The following is a 21,229-nucleotide window of genomic DNA, read 5'->3' on the forward strand; positions in this document are numbered from 1 at the left end:
AGCTTTTATCCATTTGACCCCGAGGGGCAAGGCGGTGGAGCTAGACATCAATTTATCCGCAGGTTCAGAACTTATAATTTCCTAAATAAAAAAAAGCCCAGAATTTGCATTCTGAGCTTTTACATATTTATTAGTCTACCATGTTGTCGCTTCCGAAGAAGTTTCTAAACATTTGAACTGTAGTATCACGGTTTAATGCAGCGATAGAAGTTGTAAGTGGAATACCTTTTGGACATGCAACTACACAGTTTTGTGCGTTACCACAGTTTGCAAGGCCTCCATCTCCCATGATCGCATTTAAACGCTCGTCTTTATTCATAGCTCCAGTTGGATGCGCATTGAACAAACGAACTTGTGAAAGCGGAGCTGGTCCGATAAATGAAGCATTATCATTTACGTTTGGACAAGCCTCTAAACATACACCACAAGTCATACATTTAGACAATTCATAAGCCCATTGACGTTTACGCTCTGGCATACGTGGACCTTCACCAAGGTCATAAGAACCATCAATTGGAACCCATGCTTTAACTTTTTTCAAAGCATCAAACATACGGCTTCTATCTACTTGAAGGTCACGTACGACAGGGAAAGTGCTCATAGGTGCTAATGTAATCGGTTGAGTCAATTGATCAATAAGTGTTGAACAAGATTGACGTGGACGACCATTAATAACCATTGAACATGCACCACATACTTCCTCTAAGCAGTTCATGTCCCATGTTACAGGAGTAGTAGCTTTACCATCTGTGTTAACTGGTCTTTGACGAATTTCCATTAATGCAGAAATTACATTCATATTTGGACGCCAATTTACTTCGAATTTTTCCCAGTAGGGTTTGGATTCAGGAGTATCTTGACGGTAAATTTCTATTTGAACCTTTTTGGTTTCTGTTGCCGTCACCATGATTATTTTGCTCCTTTCGATGATGAGTAATCACGTTTACGAGGAGCAACAAGAGATATATCAATATCTTCATAATGAATAATTGGAGCCCCTGTAGCTGGATCAAACTTAGCCATAGTAGTTTTCATGAATTCTTCGTCATTACGTTCTGGGAAATCAGGTTTGTAATGTGCTCCACGGCTTTCATTACGTTGAAGTGCTCCTAACGTGATAACACGTGCTAAGTATAACATATTTTTCAATTGACGAGTAAATGATGCGCCTTGGTTTGACCAGCGTTGCGTATCATCCATGTTAATGTTTTCGTATCTTTCCATTAACTCTTGAATTTTTCTGTCAGTTTCCTCTAGCTTGTCGTTGTAGCGAACTACTGTTACGTTATCAGTCATCCACTCACCTAGCTCTTTATGTAAAAGGTAAGCGTTTTCTGTACCTTTCATAGCTAGTGTTTGCTCCCATTTTTCTTGCTCAAGCTTCACTTCATTTTCATAAATAGAATCATCTAAGTCTTCTGCATGAGTGGAAAGCCCTTTCATGTATTTAACAGCATTAGGACCAGCCACGCTTCCACCAAATACAGCTGAAAGTAATGAGTTAGCTCCTAAACGGTTAGCTCCATGTTGAGAATAGTCACATTCGCCAGCAGCAAATAGACCAGGGATGTTCGTCATTTGATCATAATCTACCCATAATCCACCCATTGAATAATGAACAGCAGGGAAAATTTTCATAGGAACTTTACGAGGGTCGTCCCCAGTAAATTTCTCGTAGATTTCAATGATTCCACCAAGTTTTACGTCTAATTCATGTGGATCTTTATGAGAAAGATCTAGATATACCATGTTTTCGCCGTTAATACCTAATTTTTGATTAACGCAAACGTCAAAGATTTCACGAGTAGCGATATCACGTGGTACTAGGTTACCGTAAGCAGGATACTTTTCTTCTAGGAAATACCAAGGTTTACCGTCTTTGTACGTCCAAATACGACCACCCTCACCACGAGCTGATTCTGACATCAGACGAAGCTTGTCATCTCCAGGAATTGCCGTTGGGTGAATTTGGATAAATTCTCCGTTTGCATAGTAAGCGCCTTGTTGGTAAACGATACTTGCAGCAGATCCTGTATTAATAATAGAGTTAGTTGTTTTACCAAAAATGATCCCAGGACCACCAGTAGCCATGATTACAGCGTCTCCACGGAAAGCACGGATTTCTGATGAGTTAAGGTTTTGCGCTTTAATACCGCGACAAGCACCCTCGTGGTCTTTGATAATACCTAGGAATTCCCATCCTTCGTATTTTGTTACTAGACCTTCTACTTCAAAGCGACGAACTTGTTCGTCAAGCGCATAAAGTAACTGTTGACCAGTTGTTGCACCAGCAAATGCTGTACGGTGCATTAAAGTTCCTCCGAAACGACGGAAATCTAATAGACCTTCTGGTGTACGGTTGAACATAACTCCCATACGGTCAAACAAATGAATGATTCCTGGAGCAGCGTCTGCCATTGCCTTAACAGGAGGTTGGTTTGCTAAAAAGTCTCCACCATAAACAGTATCATCTAAATGAACTGCAGGTGAATCCCCTTCACCTTTTGTATTTACAGCCCCGTTAATACCGCCTTGTGCACATACAGAGTGTGAGCGTTTAACAGGAACTAATGAGAATAGATCTACTTGTGTGCCTTCTTCGGCAGCTTTCATTGTTGCCATTAATCCGGCTAATCCACCGCCGACAACAATAAGTTTATTTTTTGCCATGCTATTTCACTCCTTAAATTTATAGTAGCTTAGGTGTAGAAGGGTCTTATACGAATGCTAAAAGTGCTTGTACACCAACTACAGATAACGCTAAGAAGATTACTAATGTTACATAAGTTGAAATTCTTTGAGATTTTGGTGATTGAGTGATTCCCCAGCTTACAAGGAATGACCAGATACCGTTAGCTAAATGGAAGGTTGCAGAAATTACACCTACAATATAAAAAGCTAACATCCATGGGTTTGATAAAATTTCATTCATCATGTTAAAGTTAACTTCCTTAGCTCCAATTGCAGCTTGGAAACGTGTTTCAAATACATGCCATGCGATAAACACAACAAGGAATATTCCAGTAAAACGTTGTAAAATAAACAACCAGTTTCTTAGAGTACCGTATCTGTTAGGATTGTACTTAACAGTAAATGCAATATAGATACCATAGAATGCATGGAACAACAAAGGAATATAAATTACAAACACTTCCAGCATTAGTCTAAAAGGTAGACTCTCCATGAAATGTGATGCCGTGTTAAAGGCTTCTTCACCTCTTGTAGCAAAATGGTTTACTACTAAATGTTGCGCCAGAAATAATCCAACTGGAATAATACCAAGTAAAGAATGTAATCGACGCATGAAAAATTCGCGATCTTTCGACAAAACAGTAACCCCCCTCAAATTTCCAATTAGCGATGATTAAACTATTGTAATAGAATAATAAATCATCACATGTTCACACCTTCTTGTTACGAATTTATGACATATCCATTGTACTCTCAACATTTTAGAGCGTCAAGGTATGTTTCCTGATTTTGTTCATCTTTCTGACACTCACCTATATAATGATTAGTTTATTTTTTCACAAAGTATTCTCTCCCAGTGAAAATATTTTATGCTAGAATAGATTATAGTTTTTATTTATCTTTGGAAAGAAGGGTTGCTGTTTGAATGAAAGAGAACATTCACATGTAACTTCCTTTGGATATGAAATAATAAGAGATCACGTGCTCACTTCTATTCTCGGAAAACATGAAAAAGAAATATTGTACTGGGCAGGTAAGGACCTTGCTCGAAAGTTTCCACTCTATTCAATGGAAGAAGCCATCTCTTTCTTCCAAGAGGCTGGCTGGGGAAGGCTTGAGTTAGATAAAACATCAAAAGATTCGGCCTATTACACGCTAGAAACATACAATCTTCCTCAAAGTGGAATTAATAGATGTCACCGATTAGAGGCTGGCTTTCTCGCAGAGCAGAAGCAAAAAATAGATGGCTATGAAACTGAATGCTATGATGAGTTTGTAAAAAAAACTGGGTTGGTCACCTTCCATATTAAATGGGACTTAAAAAGTAAACGCTAAAGATACATAAAGAGGAGGATGGAGCAATTTCCATCTTCCTCTCTTTTTTTAATAAAGCTTTGTTAAAGTTATTGGTTGATTTTGACTAACAATTCTTTTAATAGTGACTTTAAACATAAACAAAGGAACTTTCAAATGGCTATTAAGAACATAAATAGATTGTGAAATTGGGGTTGGTGACAGTTTTAAGCTTTGTTTATGCGAGTAAATTTATAAGCACTTATCCATGCATTAAAGCTGTTCCCATTAATTCATTGAAGCACCAGACGGCGATTCCTACGGGATGAGGGAGACAGATAAGCCATCACAAACACGCGCGATTGCTGTGGGTGGTGGCTTATCGCTTACCCCGAGGAAAGCGTCAGGCTGGGGCGAAAAATCAATTCTACTCTCTGATTTAAGATTTCTTAGTATCATAAATCAACCCTGCCCTTTAACATAGCCTATAATTATACTTAATTTATAGCCAAATCAAATTCATCATGGAGTGCATTCGCTGCTTGAATCATATTGCCTTGAGGCACTACAACTGAAACCTTTATTTCTGAGGTACTAACCATTTTAACTGGTATGTTTTCCTTGCTTAATCGGTCGAACATTTGTGCAGCGACACCAGGATTAGATACCATCCCTGAACCTACAATAGATACCTTAGCTAAACCCACCTCAAAATCTGCAAAGGTAAAACCTAGATTCTGTTTCGTTTTCTCTAAAACGTGAATTGCTTCCGAAAGAGATTCTTTTTTTATAGAAAAGGAAACGGTAGGCTTCATTCCTTCGACAATCGACTGGACAATAATATCTACATCAATATGGTTATTGGCAAGGGTAGTAAATATGGAAGCGAGTGAACCATTAAAAGGCACTGTATACTCAATCGTTAAACGTACAATATCTGATTCAAAAGCTACCCCTCGTACTACTAAATTATTCTCCACATCTACTTCCTCCTTTAAAATGGTTCCTTCCGTTTCTTCATAGCTTGAACGTACTCGTAATGGAATCTTATAGTTTTTTGCGAATTCCACTGCTCTTGGGTGCAGCACTCCAGCTCCTAAATGAGCTAACTCCAGCATCTCATCATATTCTAGCTGTTCTAGTTTTCTTGCATGAGATACGTAGCGTGGATCTGACGTATAAACACCATCTACATCCGTATAAATATCACAAATGTCTGCTCCGATAGCTGCAGCTATGGCGACGGCTGTAGTGTCTGACCCTCCTCTCCCTAAAGTAGTAATCTCCCCTAATTCCGACATACCTTGAAAGCCGGCCACAATTACTACTCGATTAGCCATTAAATGCTCATTTATCTTCTGGCCATCCAATTGCTTAATTTTTGAATTTCTATGTACTTCATCTGTAACGATGCCAGCTTGCCAACCCGTCAAAGATATCGTCTCTACTCCAAGTGCATTTAACTGAATAGCTAGTAAGGACATAGTCACTTGTTCTCCTGTAGCAAGCAACATATCCATTTCTCTTTTTGTTGGATTGTTAGTGATTTTACTAGCCATTTCCGCTAAGTCATCTGTTGTTTTTCCCATGGCAGATACAACTACGACGATATCATGTCCTTTCTCCTTTTCTAATTGTACCCTTTTTGCTACGTTACTAATTAACTCCATGGAGCCTACAGAGGTTCCGCCAAATTTCATCACAATTTTACTCATTTACCTATCTCCCCTTTATCTCCTTGAGCGGACAACAAAAGCGCAAGCGCCTCTCCCTGCCCCGACAGGCAAATGGAGAAAAGCGAGGAGGCAATTCCTCAGCCACCGTAGCTTTTATCCATTTGACCCCGAGGGGCAAGGCTGCTTGCGCTAGACATCAACTTATCCACAGGTTCATAATCTATAATTTCCTAAACAATAAAAAAAGCTTTCCACATATTTGCGGAAAGCTAACTCTTCTCATACACGGTCAACAATGATTGCCCATGTGAGATAGCCCTCCAGAATATATATTCTGACAGTCCTGCATCTCTTAAATACAGAACCAACATAGGAAAGGAAAAGCTTTTCTACGTTTCGGCGAACAACCCTTTCCTAATCGGTCGTAGGATCTTTCATCCTCACGATTAGTACTCTTGCAATTCGCACCTCTACCTTCACTGTTTGAATAGTGAATATTAAATTGTTTTAAAGATAACATAAGATTATTCAGAAGACAATAAATTTTTCTGAAAATGAGCCATTAGATTATCTGCTAATTTACTAGGGAGTCCAGATTCTATTAGTTCTTCTCGTGATGCAGCTTGCATTCGTTTGAGGGAGCCAAAATGCTTAAGAAGCATTTTCTTACGTTTTGGACCTATTCCTTCAATTCCATCTAACGAGGAGGCAATTGTATGCTTCCCTCTCTGTTGTCGATGGAAAGTAATTGCAAATCGATGGACCTCATCTTGAATTCTTTGAAGAAGATAGAATGCTTCACTTGTTCTTTTCATCGGGATAATCGCTAATGGGTCACCATATAACAAGGAGGATGTTTGATGTTTGGCATCTTTCGCTAGTCCTGCAATTGGAATATCTAAGCCAAGTTCATCCTCTATAATTTCTCTCGCTACTTCTATTTGTCCTTTACCTCCATCAATAATGATTAAATCCGGTAGAGGCAATCTCTCTTTTAGCACACGAGTGTAACGTCTACGAACGACCTCACGCATAGCGCCATAGTCATCATGCTTTGCTGCAGTTTTCGTTTTATACTTCCGATAGTCTTTTTTGTATGCTCTGCCATCAACGAATACAACCATGGCAGAAACCGCATCGGTACCGTGAATATGAGAATTATCAAAGGCCTCAATTCTACTTGGCATAGCAATTCCCATAAGACTACCTAGTTCTTCTACTGCCCCTACAGTTCTTTCCTCTTGTCGTTCAATTAAATGGAACTTTTCTTTCAAAGCTATCGCAGCATTTTTTTGCGCTAAATCCACTAGGTTCTTTTTGGAACCCTTTCGAGGAATAATAACCTTCATTTCCAACAACTCAGAGGCTAACTCTAAATCAGTCGTATTAGGTACAAATATTTCCTTAGGTTTAATATGCTCTGGTTTGGAGTAGAACTGACCTAAAAAGGTAAGAAATTCTTCCTCCGGGTCACGGTAAATTGGGAAAAGAGAAACATCTCTTTCTATCAACTTTCCTTGACGTACAAAAAACACTTGGACACACATCCATCCTTTATCTACTGTGTATCCGAAAATATCACGATTTGTGAAATCATTCATCGTCATTTTTTGTTTTTCCATCACTTGATCAATATGTGCTATTTGATCGCGGTACTCTTTTGCACGTTCAAACTCCAGCTGTTCTGCTGCTGCATTCATTTTTTCAGTTAGCTCTTTCTTGACCGCTGCATGGCCACCGTTTAAAAAACTAGAGATTTCATGAATAATTTCGGTGTACGTTGCCTCTTCAATTTCTTTCACACAAGGGGCAAGGCATTGTCCGATATGATAATACAAGCAAACTTGGCTAGGTAGCTTTTGACACTTTCTTAATGGATATAATCTATCCAGTAATTTTTTTGTTTCATGAGCAGAATGAGAATTTGGATATGGTCCAAAATATTTACCCTTATCCTTTTTTACTTGTCTCGTAATGATGAGCTTAGGATTCTTTTCCGCAGTAATTTTTATATATGGATACGTTTTATCGTCCTTAAGCATGACATTGTATTTTGGATCATGCTTCTTAATGAGATGGAGTTCTAAAATTAGTGCCTCTAACTCGGACGATGTAACGATATATTCGAAGTCGACTATTTCTTGTACTAATCTTTGAGTTTTTCCGTCATGTGATCCCGTAAAATAAGATCGTACACGATTTTTTAATATTTTTGCTTTACCTACATATATAATGACGCCTTGTCGATCCTTCATTAAATAACAGCCTGGTTGATCTGGCAAAATTGCACACTTTTGTTGTATAAGTTCGTTCATCTCATCACCTGTTTAAAAAAACCGGGAACCATAGAGGACCCGGTTTTTATTATTATGCGTTTTTCTCAACGAATTGAACTAGTGCTTCTTTTGGTTGGAAACCAACAGCTTTATCTACTGGTTGACCATCCTTGAATAACACTAATGTTGGAATAGACATGATTCCAAATTGACTTGCAGTTGCTTGGTTCTCGTCAACGTCTACTTTTACGATTTTAACTTTATCGCTCATTTCAGCGTCCATTTCTTCTAAAACTGGAGCAATCATTTTACAAGGTCCGCACCATGTTGCCCAAAAATCTACTAATACTAATCCTTTTTCTACTTCTTGTGAGAAGGTTTGATCTGTTCCATGTACAATTGCCATAAATAATTCCTCCTTTAGTAACTCTAAACTGATTATAGCAGACAAAAAAAGCTACATCTACAATTTAGCTTACACACTTCTATATAACCATATCCATAAAAAACTCGGCCCAATAGGAGCCGAGTATTTTCTTATGCATTTACTTTAAGCTTTTTGAATTCTTCTGTAAGCATTGGAAGAACTTCAAACAAGTCTCCAACAATTCCATAATCAGCAACCTTGAAAATATTTGCTTCTGGATCCTTGTTAATTGCTACAATAATTTTCGAGTTAGACATTCCTGCTAAATGCTGAATTGCCCCTGAAATACCAACAGCGATATAAAGATCTGGAGTTACCACTTTTCCTGTTTGACCGATCTGTAGTGAATAATCACAGTAGTCAGCGTCACAAGCTCCACGAGAAGCTCCAACTGCACCGCCTAATACGTCAGCAAGCTCTTTCAATGGTCCGAAGCCTTCCTCACTCTTCACTCCACGTCCTCCAGCAATAACAACCTTCGCTTCAGATAAGTCAACACCTTCAGAAGATTTGCGTACCACTTCTTTAATAACAGTACGAAGGTTTGTAATTTCTACTGATAACGATGAAACGTCGACAGATTTACTATCGTCTTTTGCAAGTGGAGCAATGTTATTAGGACGAACAGTTATAAAATCGATTCCGTCTTTTACTTTCACTTTTTCAAATGCTTTTCCAGAGTAAATCGGACGAATATAAACTGCATCATCCCCTTCTCCTTCAATAGCTGTTACATCAGAAACTAATCCGATTTGTAATTTACCAGCAATTTTTGGTGATAAATCTTTTCCTAAAGCAGTATGACCAAAAACAATAGCTTCTGGATTTTCTTGTTCAACTACTGCCATAAATGCTTGACCATAGCCATCAGAAGTATATTGCTTTAAATGTGGATGTTCTACCGTAATAACACGGTCTGCACCATATTTCCCTAGCTCAACAGCTAAGTCTTGGACTGCATCCCCCAATAATACTGCTACTACTTCTCCACCATCAGAAATTTGCTTTGCTGCAGCGATTGATTCATATGATACGTTACGAAGTGCACCTTCACGTGCTTCCCCTAAAACTAATACTTTTTTAGACATGATTTGTTCCTCCCATTTTATAAATGATTCGAACCCTCTTTAATTTCGAGATGTTCATAGATTACTAGAAACTAAATGTTATACTACTTTCGCTTCTGTATGAAGAAGACTCACTAGCTCTTTCACTTGATCAGCTAGATCTCCTTCTAATACTTTTCCAGCTTCCTTTTTAGGAGGTAAGTAAATTTCGATTGTTTCTGTTTTAGCCTCTACATCATCTTCGTCAATATCAAGGTCATCTAATTCTAGTTCTTCTAAAGGTTTTTTCTTCGCCTTCATAATACCTGGTAAAGAAGGGTAGCGTGGTTCGTTCAAACCTTGCTGTGCAGTAACTAAAAGAGGTAATGATGCCTCTAAAATTTCTGTATCTCCTTCAACGTCACGTTTGATTGTAGCAGTTGTTCCATTGATTTCAAGGTTTGTAATCGTAGTTACATAGTTTATACCTAAAAGCTCTGCAACACGTGGTCCAACTTGACCTGAACCGCCATCGATCGCAACGTTACCTGCTAAGATCAAATCTGCATCCTTGTCTTTTAAGTATTCGGATATAATATGAGCCGCTGTGAACTGGTCCATTTCTTCTATGTCGTCTTCTGTATTGATAAGTACTGCTTTATCAGCACCCATCGCTAAAGCTGTACGTAATTGTTTTTCTGCATCCTCGCCGCCCATTGTGATAACCGTAACTTCTCCGCCATGTGCGTCGCGTACTTGGATTGCTTCCTCTATTGCATACTCATCGTAAGGGTTGATGATGAACTCTGCACCATCCTCTTGAATTTTCCCTCCGCTTACAACAATTTTCTCCTCTGTGTCGAACGTGCGTTTAACTAGAACATAAATATTCATGTTGAAGTCCTCCCCATATTGTTATTTACCTTTAAAGTCAGGCTGTCTTTTTTCGATAAATGCTGAAATACCTTCTTTTGCATCCTCTGAAACAAAAACTGTTCCGAAGGCATTCGCTTCTGCTTTAACACCCTCGTGATAAGATGCAGGCTTCACATATTGAAGCATTTCCAATGCTGCCTTTACTGCAACTGGGCTTTTCTTTGCAATTTTAGCTGCTAGCTCCCCAGCCTTTTCAAACAATTCTTCCTCTGGGTAAGCATGGTTTGCTAGCCCGTATACAGCTGCATCTTTCCCACTGATAGGATCGCTTGTTAAAAGCATTTCTGCTGCTTTAGCAAACCCAACATAGCGTGGTAGACGTTGGGTGCCGGCAAAGCCAGGTATTAATCCCAACTGTAGCTCTGGCAATCCAAGCTTAGCATTTTCAGCAACTAGTCTAATATGACAGCTCATTGCCAGTTCCAATCCCCCACCTAGTGCTGCACCATGAATGGCAGCTATAATTGGTTTAGAGAATGTTTCGACTCTTTCGAATATAGTTTGTCCACTAGAAGCTAGCTTTGAAAACTCTTCTCCAGAAGTCACTGTGGTAAATTCCTTAATATCTGCCCCTGCTGAGAAAAATCGTCCTTCTCCTTTTAGAAGGATCACACGAACGTTATCGTCGTGCTCCACTTCGTCTAACAAGCTATTAACTTCTAAAATAACACCCCTTGCTAGTGCATTTGCAGGAGGACGATTCAAAGTAACAGTTGCTACATGATTTTCGACATTCCATGACAAAAACTCCATTTACCCACATCCCTTTTTAGGTTGTTATCCCTTTTAATAATAAACGATGTACTTTCTCTGTAAGTCCGACCAAGTCATATTTATACTCATTCATCACCCAGGAAGTAGTCGTCTCATCAATTGTACCAAAAACCATTTGTCTTGCTAAGCGAATATCTACAGAATTTTCGAATTCCTCATTTTTTATACCTTCTTTTAAGATGGTGTCGAGCAATGTCAAATAATTTTTTAAGATAGCATTTATTCGTAAACGCAAGGCTAGATTGGATTGACGGAGCTCCAGTTGGGTTACAGTTGCTAGATGCTTATTACTTGCCAGTACCTTAAAATGATTTTCAATCATCTTATATAATTTTTCAGAGGCACTGATGTCCTCTTTCAAAATTTCTTTCAAGTTATCTGCAAACACTTCCATTTTTTCTTCAAAAACCGATATTAAAATATCTTCCTTGTTTTTAAAGTATAAATAGATGGTTCCATCTGCAACACCAGCTTGTTTAGCTATTTTAGAAACCTGAGATTGATGGTATCCGTTTTCAGCTATGACGATGATTGCTGCGTCAATAATTTGTTTATACTTAGGTTTGTCTTTCTTCAATGAATTCACCACCAAAAAATAAAAATATGAATGATGATTCATTCATATTTTTATTTTATATTCAATTTTTTATATTGTCAATAAACAATTAACTCTCAACCGCTACCTTCTTCAACTTTTCTCTTTCTTCCTCTATCAAGTTTCTTCTTAAAATTTTCCCGATGGCAGTTTTAGGAAGCTCATCTCTAAATTCATAAATTCTAGGAACCTTAAAGGAAGCAAGGTTATCACGACAATGTGTATTGAGGTCTTCCTCTGTTGCAGTCATACCCTCTTTTAATACGATGTATGCCTTTACTGTTTCTCCTCGATATGGATCTGGTACTCCAGCTACTACACATTCTTGAACAGCTGGATGTTCGTATAATACTTCTTCTACATCACGCGGATAAATATTATATCCACCAGCGATTATAAGGTCTTTTTTGCGGTCTACAATATAAAAGAAACCGTTTTCATCCATGTACCCTAAATCACCTGTTAATAACCATCCGTCTCGCATCGTCATTTCCGTATCTTCTTTGCGATTCCAATAGCCTTTCATTACCTGTGGGCCTTTGACAGCGATTTCACCTATTTCTCCATGTGGCAATGACTCAGTAGATTCTGGTCCAAAAATGGTAGCTTCTGTATCTGGCCAAGGAACACCAATGGAGCCTTTTACCCGGTCCTCACTGTATATTAAATTTGCATGTGTAACAGGAGACGTTTCAGTTAAACCATAACCTTCTACTAGTCTTCCACCTGTTATTTCTTCAAACTTTTCTTGAACCTCGGCTGGTAGGGCTGCTGAACCACTTAAACAAGCTACGATAGAAGATAAGTCATACTTTTTAACATCTGGGTGATTTAAAATACCGATGTACATAGTTGGAGCGCCTGGAAACAGTGTGGGTTTTTGTTTATCAATTGTTTTTAGTGCCGTCTCCACATCAAACTTAGGTAATAATATCATACGATTGCATTGCATGACAGAAAAAATCATTACAGTAGTCATGCCATATACATGAAAGAAAGGTAGGATACCTAAAATCGACTCTTCTCCTTCACGACATTCATGTAACCATGCTCTACTCATAGAAACGTTTGAAATCAAATTCTTATGCGTGAGCATAACGCCTTTAGGGAAGCCAGTAGTACCACCAGTGTATTGAAGTAAAGCTAGATCCTCTTCAAAATCGAACGTTAAGTCAATGGTATTCGTCTTACCGACCTTCATAATTTCAGTAAATAGATGGTTCATACCTCGATGCTCAACTTTTACACTAAAGCCATATTGCTTCTTCTGTATAAATGGATAGATAAGATTTTTAGGAAAGGGTAGGTAGTCCTTAATTCCTGTGATGATGATATTTTCTAAATCTGTTTCTTTAATTACCTTAGTAATTCTAGGAAAAAGAATGTCCATAGCTAAAATGATTTTTGCTCCTGAATCCTTTAACTGGTACGCGATTTCTCGTTCAGTGTACAGAGGATTTGTTTGTACAACAATACCACCTGCATATAAGGTCCCAAAATAACCTATAACCCCTTGCGGACAGTTTGGCAGCATAATTGCTACTCTGTCCCCTCTTTGCAGGCCTAATGACTGCAAATAATTCGCAAACTTCATCGATGATTCGTAAAGCTCTTTGTAAGTTACATCTCTCCCCATGAAATGTATGGCTATCTTCGCTGGAAATTTCTTGTACGCTCTCGTAAGATACTCTTGGACAGGAATAGTTTCATAGTCAAGCGTGTGTGGAACTTCCGGCGGGTAGTGAGAAAGCCATGGTTTTTCAATCATTTGTTTGCCCCCTTTGTATGATTTTAATAGAGTGAATATTCCTATTTTTTATTATAGATAAAAATGAATGACAATTCAATTCATAAAAAAAGAAAAGTAGTAGTCACTTTGCATTCCAATCCAAACTAAAGAAGGTAATAGGCCTGACAAAACATAAACGTTAGTGAAATCAACTTAAAACAGATAAAAAAAAGAGACTGTACTAATTCGTTAATTCATTCAATTGAATTTACTAACGCATTATTACAGCTTCCCCTGGAGCTTAAATAACTCTATGAATTTTTTACTATATATATTATGCCAATTGCTAGAAAAAATATTCCAACTACAATTAATACCTTTGATAATTTCTCCATCTTTATCTCTCCTAATTAAATACTCGCACCAATAACAAATGATAATCCTACAGAAATAATTAACGAAATAAATCCAACGGATCGATTATCATTTTCTATTTCTTTATCCACATTAAAGCCGGGAGTAAAAAATTCAAATAACCAATACGCGATAATTAGAAGAGCGAATCCATATAGTCCCCAACCAATCATCTCAAAAAGTGTATTATGCTCTTCAATTGAATATTTAAAGATATTACATACACCAAATATCTTCCCACCCGTGGCTAGTGCCACTGCGACATTTCCATTTTTAATTTCCTGCCAGTTTTTATATTTGGTCACGATCTCAAACATAACCATGGAAACTATTAAACATAATATAACCACACTAAAATAACCTGCAGATTCTACTAATGGATTTGACCAAAAACTACCTAGCAGCATGATATAGCCCCTTTCAAACTTTTCTATCTTTACGATTTATAAAAATGAAAGTTTCATTTTTTATATAGCTGAATAAATTTCCATTTCCCGTGCTTTTGTTAAAAAGAAAACAACGAGTTATATCTACTTTACTAATAAGGGGAAGAAAGAGAATACGGATTAAATGACATCTGTTTCTCCTTCCTTCCAACATTACTTCAATTCAACGACAGTAACGCCGTGTCCACCTTCGCCAGCCTCACCGAATCGATAGCTTTTTACTCGCGAATGATTTTTCAAGTACTGCTGAATAGCCTGTCTTAGGACACCTGTTCCTTTTCCGTGAATAATAGAAACTCTCGGATAGTTCGACAATATCGCATCGTCTAAATATTTTTCTGTTCGAATAATAGCATCCTCGTAGCGCTCTCCACGTAAATCCAACTCAAGCTTCACATGTGCATCTCTACCTCTTACTGCATTCACTGATACGCTCTGTTTCTGCTTTTCTGGTTTTATAAATTCTAAGTCTGATTCATCTAGCTTCATTTTGAGCATTCCAATTTGTACGGACCATTCGGATTTAGACACTTTTTCTAGTAAGGTTCCTTTTTGGCCAAAGCTTAACACCTTTACTTCGTCGCCCGACTGTAATTCTTTCACACGTTCATTTATTTTTTTCTGTTTTTTCAATACAGGATTGTTCGGAAGGGCTTCTTCTAAACGTTTCTTAGCATCTATTAATTCATGTTCCTTTACAAGTTTATGTGTATTAGATTGCATTTTTCGTAGCTCGCTAATAATTTCGTCCGCTTCTCTTCTTGCCTCTTCCACTATTTTTCTAGCTTTGTCTTTCGCTTTTTGTTCTAGTTTTTCTTTTTTCTCATCGTATTCTGCAAGTCTCTGCTCAAGATCATCCTTTAAATGCTTAGCCTTTTCTAACTCAGCCTCGGTTTCCTCTGCATCTCGCTCAGCTTGTCTACGACTATCCTCTAGGGAAGCAATCATAGAGTTTACTTCTCCACGGTCAGTTCCTGTATACGTCTGTGCCTGTGAGATAATATGGTTTGGCAAGCCTAAACGCTCTGAAATTTCAAATGCATTGCTTCGTCCAGGTACTCCGATTAATAGCTTATAAGTCGGACTAAGCGTTTCAATATCAAATTCCACACTTGCATTGGCCACACCAGGTCGGTTGTAGCCATAGGCTTTTAGCTCAGGATAGTGTGTAGTTGCCATGACACGGGCTCCAGTTCCATGGACCGCATCTAGAATTGAGATAGCTAGAGCTGCTCCCTCCTGAGGGTCGGTTCCTGCACCAAGCTCATCAAACAAGATTAATGATTTATCGTTATATTTTTTTAGAATATCCACAATGTTGACCATGTGAGAGGAGAATGTACTTAGGCTTTGCTCAATAGACTGCTCGTCGCCAATGTCAGCAAACACGGACTCAAATAGCGCAAGCTCCGACCCATCTAATGCTGGAACTGGTATCCCGCTTTGAGCCATTAAAGTGCAAAGACCAACCGTTTTCAATGTAACGGTTTTTCCTCCCGTATTTGGACCAGTGATTACTATAGCAGTAATATCCTTTCCAAATTCAATTGTATTAGGAACAGCCTGTTCTACTGAAATAAGAGGATGTCTCGCCTTCACCAAACGGATGTATCCATTGTTATTAATCAATGGCATCGTACATTTTTCTGCTTGTCCATATTTAGCCTTTGCTAATATGACGTCAATTTCACCAAGTATATTAACTAACAGGAATATCTCATGTCCAACAGCCTCTACCTCGCCTGACAACCGAATAAGAATACGTTCAATCTCTTCTTGTTCTTTTACCTTTAATGCACGAATATCATTGTTTATTTGGACTACCGCTGATGGTTCAACAAAAAGTGTTTGTCCAGAGGAAGACTGATCATGTACAATTCCACCGTAATGGCTGCGATATTCTGATTTTACAGGTATAACATAGCGGTCGTTTCGAATGGTAATAATAGAGTCGGAAAGCATTTTAGATGCATTGGCCCCACGTGTATAGCTCTCTAGCTTCTCACGTACGCGACTCACTTGAATTCTTAACTGCTGACGGATGGAGCGCAGCGTGCTGCTTGCACTATCAAGTACACTTCCATTCTCATCGATACAGTCGTTTATCTCATGCTCTAAAGCCGTTAAAATTGGCAAAGAGTCCTTTTTAGATAGAAAATGTGGGATTGCTACTGACTCTGCTTCTGCGACGTTCTCTAAGAAATTTCGAAGAATTTTACTAGCTCTTATCGTGCTCGCAGTCTCCATCAGCTCCATCGGACTTAGCATTCCACCAATTTGAGCCCGTTTTGCATGAGGACGTATATCGACGATTCCTCCCATCGGAACATTTCCTCTTAGCCGTAGTATGGTAAGTCCCTCATCCATCTCCTCTAAAAGCTTAGTTACTTCCTCGTAATCAACAGATGGAACTAACTTTTCTATATGCGTTTTTCCGATAGAGGAGGTACAATATTTCCCTACCTCTTCTCTGATCTTATAATATTCTAAAGTTTTCAGTGCTCTTTCGGCTATCACCTTGGCACCTCCTATTTATTCTTCAAATACTGTTTGAATTTATCAAATGTCCATGTATTAACAATGTTGTCCTTTTTCAGCCATGCTTTTTGAGCATATTTAACCCCTACATCCATATATCTTAATTGATCGATATGGTGGGCATCTGTATTAATGGCTATCAGAACGCCTTTTTCCTGTGCTAGCTTTAAGTATTCTGTCTCTAAGTCGAGACGATGTGGGTTTGCATTGAGCTCTAGTATTTTTCCAAATTCACTAGCCCACTCTATTAACGTTGGCACATCTGGATCATAACCTGTACGACTTCCAATAATTCTTCCCGTAGGGTGAGCAATCATATGAACGTGAGGGTTTTCCATTGCGGTACGAAGTCTTGCCATAATTTTATCTTGTGACTGACTAAAGCTAGAGTGTATAGATGCGATGACGAAGTCTAGCTGCTCTAGTAACTCGTCATCAAAGTCCAGCGAACCGTCAGGAAGTATATCCATTTCTGTTCCAGCTAATATTTCAATATCGTTATATTTTGCATTTAATCCTTGTATCGTTTGGATTTGCTGTAACAGTCTCTCTCTTGAAAGACCATTAGCAACTTTTAAGTAGTTAGAGTGGTCTGTTATCACCATATGGGAATACCCTTTTTCACGACAAGCCTCTACCATTTCTTCAATAGAATGAGCTCCATCTGACCAAGTGGAGTGCATGTGAAAATCGCCCTTAATATCCTCCAGCGTTACAAGACTTGGAATCTTTTCTAGCTTGTCTAGTTCTGTCCCATCCTCTCGTATAGTCGGAGGTATAAATGGTAAATCGAAGAATGAATAAAACGCTTCCTCTGTTTCAAAGGACTGTACGGAGCCGTCCTCTTGCTCCACACCATATTCACTTATCTTCAGCCCTTTTTCTTTGGCAATTTGTCTCATTTTAATATTATGATCTTTAGACCCTGTAAAGTGATGTAAGGCAGAAGCATATTGATGAGGTTCTACTAACCTAAAGTCTACATCCACTTCGTTTTCAACATCTAAAGTAACTGATACCTTAGTGTCTCCAGCTGCAATAATTTTTAGGAGGGGAAGCTTTTCTAGTAATTCCTCTCTGACCTTTTGATGGGAATTCGTCGCAACGATAAAATCGATATCCTTACTAGATTCTTTCACTCGTCTATACGACCCTGCAACAGAATATTTCACCACTTCTTCTATACCTGCTAATGTATTTTCTATAAAAGCCACAATCGGCTCAAGCTGCCAAATAGCAGTTCTTTCCGGTTTGGTTTGAAACACTTCGAGCTGAGCTAGTATCTTTTCCTCGGTTTTAGCCCCAAATCCTGCAAGTCCGCGAACCTTCCCTTCCTCACAGGCAGTCTTTAACTGTTCGATGGATTCAATACCTAATTCTTTGTACAGCTTGGCAATTTTCTTTCCTCCAAGACCCGGGATTTTTAGCATAGGCAACAGACCACTTGGCACTTTCTCTTGCATTTCTTTGAGAAGAGAGGATTGTCCAGTTTCCATTAAATCAGTGATTACGGATCCAGTTGCCGCACCAATACCCTTAAGCGAAGTTATATTATCCATTTCAGACAAGCTACGATCATCTAGCTCTAAAACTTGTGCTGCTTTTCGAAAAGCAGATACCTTAAAAGGATTTTCTCCTTGAAGCTCCATATATAATGCAATTTTTTCTAATGTTTTAATTATCGTCTTTTTATCCACTAGTAGACCTCCTTTAAGTAAGAAAACATAAGTCCTTCACAACCTATAAGCTGACTATTTAAAAAAACTTCCCTCTACTGAGAGAAGTTGATCTTAGACATTGTTACTTTTCCAAATAAATATACCACCAGTTTTTAACCATCTCAGATAGTATTGGCGTATGCTCAAGCATCCATGAAGTTAAGAATGAGCCTGATACAGCATTTTGGATAAAATCAATCGGTAAAAGCACAACGACGTATAGAAGTACGAATAAAATGAAATAGAATTCAATAAACCCTAGAATTGCACCAGTTACAGTGCTGACAAATCCTAGTATAGGCAAGTACTTTAAGAAATCAAACATAGAGGCTAATAATTGTAACCCGAACTTAACTACCATGAATATCAGTGTGAATGCGATAATACGGTAAAACGTTTGATCGAGATCCAAAGTCTCAACTGCTATTGTAAATGTGGACTCTGAGGTTACTGCAGGAAATGGAATCCAGAGAACAAATTTATCCGCCAGTGGTTTATAATAAGTGTAAGCAACGATTAGAGCAATGATGAAGCCTACCATATGAATGAGCTGTACAATAAGCCCACGTCTAGCACCAGTTACAAAACCGGCAATTAATAAAATCAGGATAATTAAATCTAACATTTTTTCAGTCCTTTAGCCTTTTCAATTCTTCTTCTAGAAGTTCTAATTGTTCTTTTACTTTTATGTAATCGTTTACTGCATTAACAGCGGTAAGCACTGCCAATTTTGCGATGTCTAGCTGTTGATTGTGAGAGTGTATTTCTCTCATTTTATCATCTACCATGGAGGCAACGAGTCTCATATGACCAGAAGTTTCTGTACCTACCATTTTATAATTCTGTCCATAGATATCAACAGAAATTCTTGTTTTCTCTTGTTCTGACAAAGACATACCCTCCCCCAGAAAATCCTATGTATAATAATAACACGAAATAGATTACGATGTGAAGAAAGGAACATATGAATGTCAAATGAAGTTTTACTAATGCCCGCAAATGAAATAGAAAAAGTAAAGGCACATTACTTAAAATACAAAATCGAACGCTCGGCACCTGGAGTCGTTTTCGCTGCTAAGCTATCAGATACAGCAATCACTATCTATAAATCTGGGAAGGTAATGTTCCAAGGAAATGGCGCTTCTAGGGAGGCAGCTCTATGGAATGGTGGAACCTCCTCTACATCAACCACTGTAAAAAGCCCCCTAACTAAAGGTGACACGCTCCCGGAACACTTTGAATTACAATCTGTAGTTGGTTCAGACGAAACCGGAACCGGGGATTATTTTGGACCTATTACGGTAGCAGCCTGCTTTGTACCTGCTCATCAAGTAGAGCTTGTAAAAGAGCTCGGTGTGAAAGATTCTAAAATGCTTACAGATGAGCTAATGCGTCGTATTGCTCCAGATTTGATGAAAACCTTAACACATAGTGTGCTCGTATTAAAAAATGAAAAATATAACGAAATCCAAGGACGTGGTTGGTCACAAGGTAAAATAAAGGCTATGATGCATAACCAAGCATTGAAGCATGTTTTGAAAAAAATGGAGCCCGAAAAGCCATCATTCATCCTTATTGATCAATTTGCTGAGCGTAGTATTTATTATAACCATATTAAAATGGAAAAGGAGATCATTCGTGAAAATGTTTTGTTTTCCACAAAAGCAGAGCAATTACACGTTTCCGTTGCCGCTGCCTCTATTATAGCAAGATATGCTTTCTTAAAGGAAATGGACCGCCTCACAGAGATAGCCAAAACTGCCATTCCTAAGGGTGCTAGTGCAAAAGTCGATGAGATAGCGGCAAAAATTTATTTAAAGCATGGCGAGGAATTCCTCAAATCCATTACCAAATGGCATTTTGCCAATACACAAAAAGCCATGAAGCTTGTGCAAAAAAGGAAATTTTAAAGGATGGGATCATAAATGAACATTATAGGGGACACAGAAAGATTACGCCTTGTTGTATTTGAGGAAAGCCATGCAGAACCAGCAAAGCTTTTTTGGGGAGACAAAGAAGTGATGAAATTATGTGGTGGCTCGGCTTCCGTCGAGACATTGCCCAAAACTATCGAGTTTTATCGCCACTGTCATGAAAATAATAATCTATCCGTTTATGCAGTGATGGAAAAAAATACAGGAGAAATAATTGGAGCAGCTGGCTTCAATGTTGAAAATACAATAGAGGAAGTAGAATTGATTTATCATTTCAATAAAAACTCTTGGGGGAAAGGATATGCAACGGAAGCCGTGGGTGCTTGTATGAACATTGTAAAACTTCATCCAAAAGTTAAACTTGTCTCAGCTTCTGCAAGCAAAGAAAATATTGGATCCCTCAAAATTTTAGAACGAGTGGGCTTTACTTATATAGGGTTGAGATGGTTTGAAGATACCCAGCAAGAAGAACCAGTATATGAATGTAGATTGATTAAGGAAACTATATCACAATAGATTATTGTATCGATTAAATGGAGGATTTTCATGGTATTACTGTGAAACTCCTCTTTATTTAATTGGCTATGTTAAAGAGTAGGGCTGATTTATGATACATAGAAAAAGAAATCTTTAAATTCGAGAGTAGAATTGATTTTTCGCACCAGCCGGACGCTTTCCTCGGGGGTGAGCGATAAGCCATCCCCCATCGCTTACGCGCGTGGTTGTGATGTCTTAT

General features: G+C 38.3%; 19 protein-coding genes and 1 riboswitch. Of the genes, 3 read left to right on the forward strand and 16 right to left on the reverse strand.

The features are described from left to right. Positions 1-130: 130 nt before the first annotated feature. From sdhB to Q0371_RS16535, 3 genes are read right to left on the reverse strand one after another with little or no spacing between them, the layout of a single operon-like run. Positions 131-907 (reverse strand): succinate dehydrogenase iron-sulfur subunit, encoded by a 777-nt coding sequence (gene sdhB / locus Q0371_RS16525; RefSeq protein WP_205964149.1) that lies wholly within the window; start codon positions 905-907, stop codon positions 131-133. 2 nt (positions 908-909) lie between these two features. Next, positions 910-2,670 (reverse strand): succinate dehydrogenase flavoprotein subunit, encoded by a 1,761-nt coding sequence (sdhA, locus tag Q0371_RS16530; protein WP_298473104.1) that lies wholly within the window; start codon positions 2,668-2,670, stop codon positions 910-912. A 46-nt stretch (positions 2,671-2,716) separates the two neighbouring features. After that, the gene (locus Q0371_RS16535) at positions 2,717-3,328 is read right to left on the reverse strand and encodes a succinate dehydrogenase cytochrome b558 subunit (RefSeq protein ID WP_277347138.1); all 612 of its coding nucleotides are present in this window, start codon (positions 3,326-3,328) and stop codon (positions 2,717-2,719) included. A gap of 284 nt (positions 3,329-3,612) precedes the next feature. Here Q0371_RS16535 and Q0371_RS16540 point away from each other — a divergent pair, with 284 nt between their 5' ends. Continuing rightward, complete coding sequence (locus Q0371_RS16540) at positions 3,613-4,026, forward strand: YslB family protein (protein WP_169361113.1); 414 nt, start codon at positions 3,613-3,615, stop codon at positions 4,024-4,026. Between the two features lie 455 nt (positions 4,027-4,481). Here the strand turns inward: Q0371_RS16540 and Q0371_RS16545 are convergent, their stop codons facing one another. The 13 genes from Q0371_RS16545 to zapA all read right to left on the reverse strand — a co-directional run bounded on the left by Q0371_RS16545 (position 4,482) and on the right by zapA (position 19,449). After that, positions 4,482-5,699: an aspartate kinase gene (locus tag Q0371_RS16545; RefSeq protein WP_298473110.1), complete on the reverse strand. Its 1,218-nt coding sequence runs from the start codon at positions 5,697-5,699 to the stop codon at positions 4,482-4,484. Positions 5,700-5,965: 266 nt separating this feature from the next. Beyond that, a riboswitch (Lysine riboswitch) is annotated at positions 5,966-6,141 on the reverse strand. Between the two features lie 43 nt (positions 6,142-6,184). Continuing rightward, entirely contained in the window at positions 6,185-7,975 is a 1,791-nt protein-coding gene (uvrC, locus tag Q0371_RS16550; protein ID WP_298473113.1) for an excinuclease ABC subunit UvrC, read from the reverse strand. A gap of 52 nt (positions 7,976-8,027) precedes the next feature. Then, the gene (trxA, locus tag Q0371_RS16555; RefSeq protein ID WP_053588706.1) at positions 8,028-8,342 is read right to left on the reverse strand and encodes a thioredoxin; all 315 of its coding nucleotides are present in this window, start codon (positions 8,340-8,342) and stop codon (positions 8,028-8,030) included. Positions 8,343-8,473: 131 nt separating this feature from the next. Further along, positions 8,474-9,451, reverse strand: a complete 978-nt coding sequence (locus Q0371_RS16560; RefSeq protein ID WP_169361110.1) for an electron transfer flavoprotein subunit alpha/FixB family protein — start codon at positions 9,449-9,451, stop codon at positions 8,474-8,476. 78 nt (positions 9,452-9,529) lie between these two features. After that, positions 9,530-10,303 carry an electron transfer flavoprotein subunit beta/FixA family protein gene (locus tag Q0371_RS16565; RefSeq protein ID WP_169361109.1) on the reverse strand — a complete coding sequence of 258 codons (774 nt, stop codon included), beginning with the start codon at positions 10,301-10,303 and terminating at the stop codon, positions 9,530-9,532. Positions 10,304-10,324: 21 nt separating this feature from the next. Continuing rightward, positions 10,325-11,098 carry an enoyl-CoA hydratase gene (locus Q0371_RS16570; protein WP_169361108.1) on the reverse strand — a complete coding sequence of 258 codons (774 nt, stop codon included), beginning with the start codon at positions 11,096-11,098 and terminating at the stop codon, positions 10,325-10,327. 16 nt (positions 11,099-11,114) lie between these two features. Then, a complete protein-coding gene (locus Q0371_RS16575) occupies positions 11,115-11,696 on the reverse strand; it encodes a TetR/AcrR family transcriptional regulator (protein ID WP_169361107.1) in 582 nt (193 codons plus the stop codon). Positions 11,697-11,784: 88 nt separating this feature from the next. Next, positions 11,785-13,482, reverse strand: a complete 1,698-nt coding sequence (locus Q0371_RS16580; protein WP_169361106.1) for an AMP-binding protein — start codon at positions 13,480-13,482, stop codon at positions 11,785-11,787. A gap of 371 nt (positions 13,483-13,853) precedes the next feature. Next, entirely contained in the window at positions 13,854-14,264 is a 411-nt protein-coding gene (locus Q0371_RS16585) for a DUF350 domain-containing protein (protein WP_169361105.1), read from the reverse strand. Positions 14,265-14,456: 192 nt separating this feature from the next. Continuing rightward, positions 14,457-16,820 carry an endonuclease MutS2 gene (locus Q0371_RS16590; RefSeq protein WP_298473125.1) on the reverse strand — a complete coding sequence of 788 codons (2,364 nt, stop codon included), beginning with the start codon at positions 16,818-16,820 and terminating at the stop codon, positions 14,457-14,459. 11 nt (positions 16,821-16,831) lie between these two features. Then, on the reverse strand, positions 16,832-18,538 hold the full coding sequence (gene polX / locus Q0371_RS16595; RefSeq protein ID WP_298473128.1) for a DNA polymerase/3'-5' exonuclease PolX: 1,707 nt from the start codon (positions 18,536-18,538) through the stop codon (positions 16,832-16,834). 103 nt (positions 18,539-18,641) lie between these two features. Continuing rightward, positions 18,642-19,184, reverse strand: a complete 543-nt coding sequence (locus Q0371_RS16600; protein WP_169361102.1) for a CvpA family protein — start codon at positions 19,182-19,184, stop codon at positions 18,642-18,644. A gap of 4 nt (positions 19,185-19,188) precedes the next feature. After that, complete coding sequence (gene zapA, locus Q0371_RS16605) at positions 19,189-19,449, reverse strand: cell division protein ZapA (protein WP_169361101.1); 261 nt, start codon at positions 19,447-19,449, stop codon at positions 19,189-19,191. Between the two features lie 78 nt (positions 19,450-19,527). Between zapA and rnhC the strand changes: the two genes are divergently transcribed. Further along, complete coding sequence (rnhC, locus tag Q0371_RS16610; protein ID WP_298473132.1) at positions 19,528-20,469, forward strand: ribonuclease HIII; 942 nt, start codon at positions 19,528-19,530, stop codon at positions 20,467-20,469. A gap of 15 nt (positions 20,470-20,484) precedes the next feature. Continuing rightward, positions 20,485-21,009, forward strand: a complete 525-nt coding sequence (locus Q0371_RS16615; RefSeq protein WP_298473135.1) for a GNAT family N-acetyltransferase — start codon at positions 20,485-20,487, stop codon at positions 21,007-21,009. Positions 21,010-21,229 lie beyond the last annotated feature (220 nt).

The sequence above is a fragment of the uncultured Psychrobacillus sp. genome (assembly GCF_938022135.1).
Taxonomy (GTDB): Bacteria; Bacillota; Bacilli; order Bacillales_A; family Planococcaceae; genus Psychrobacillus.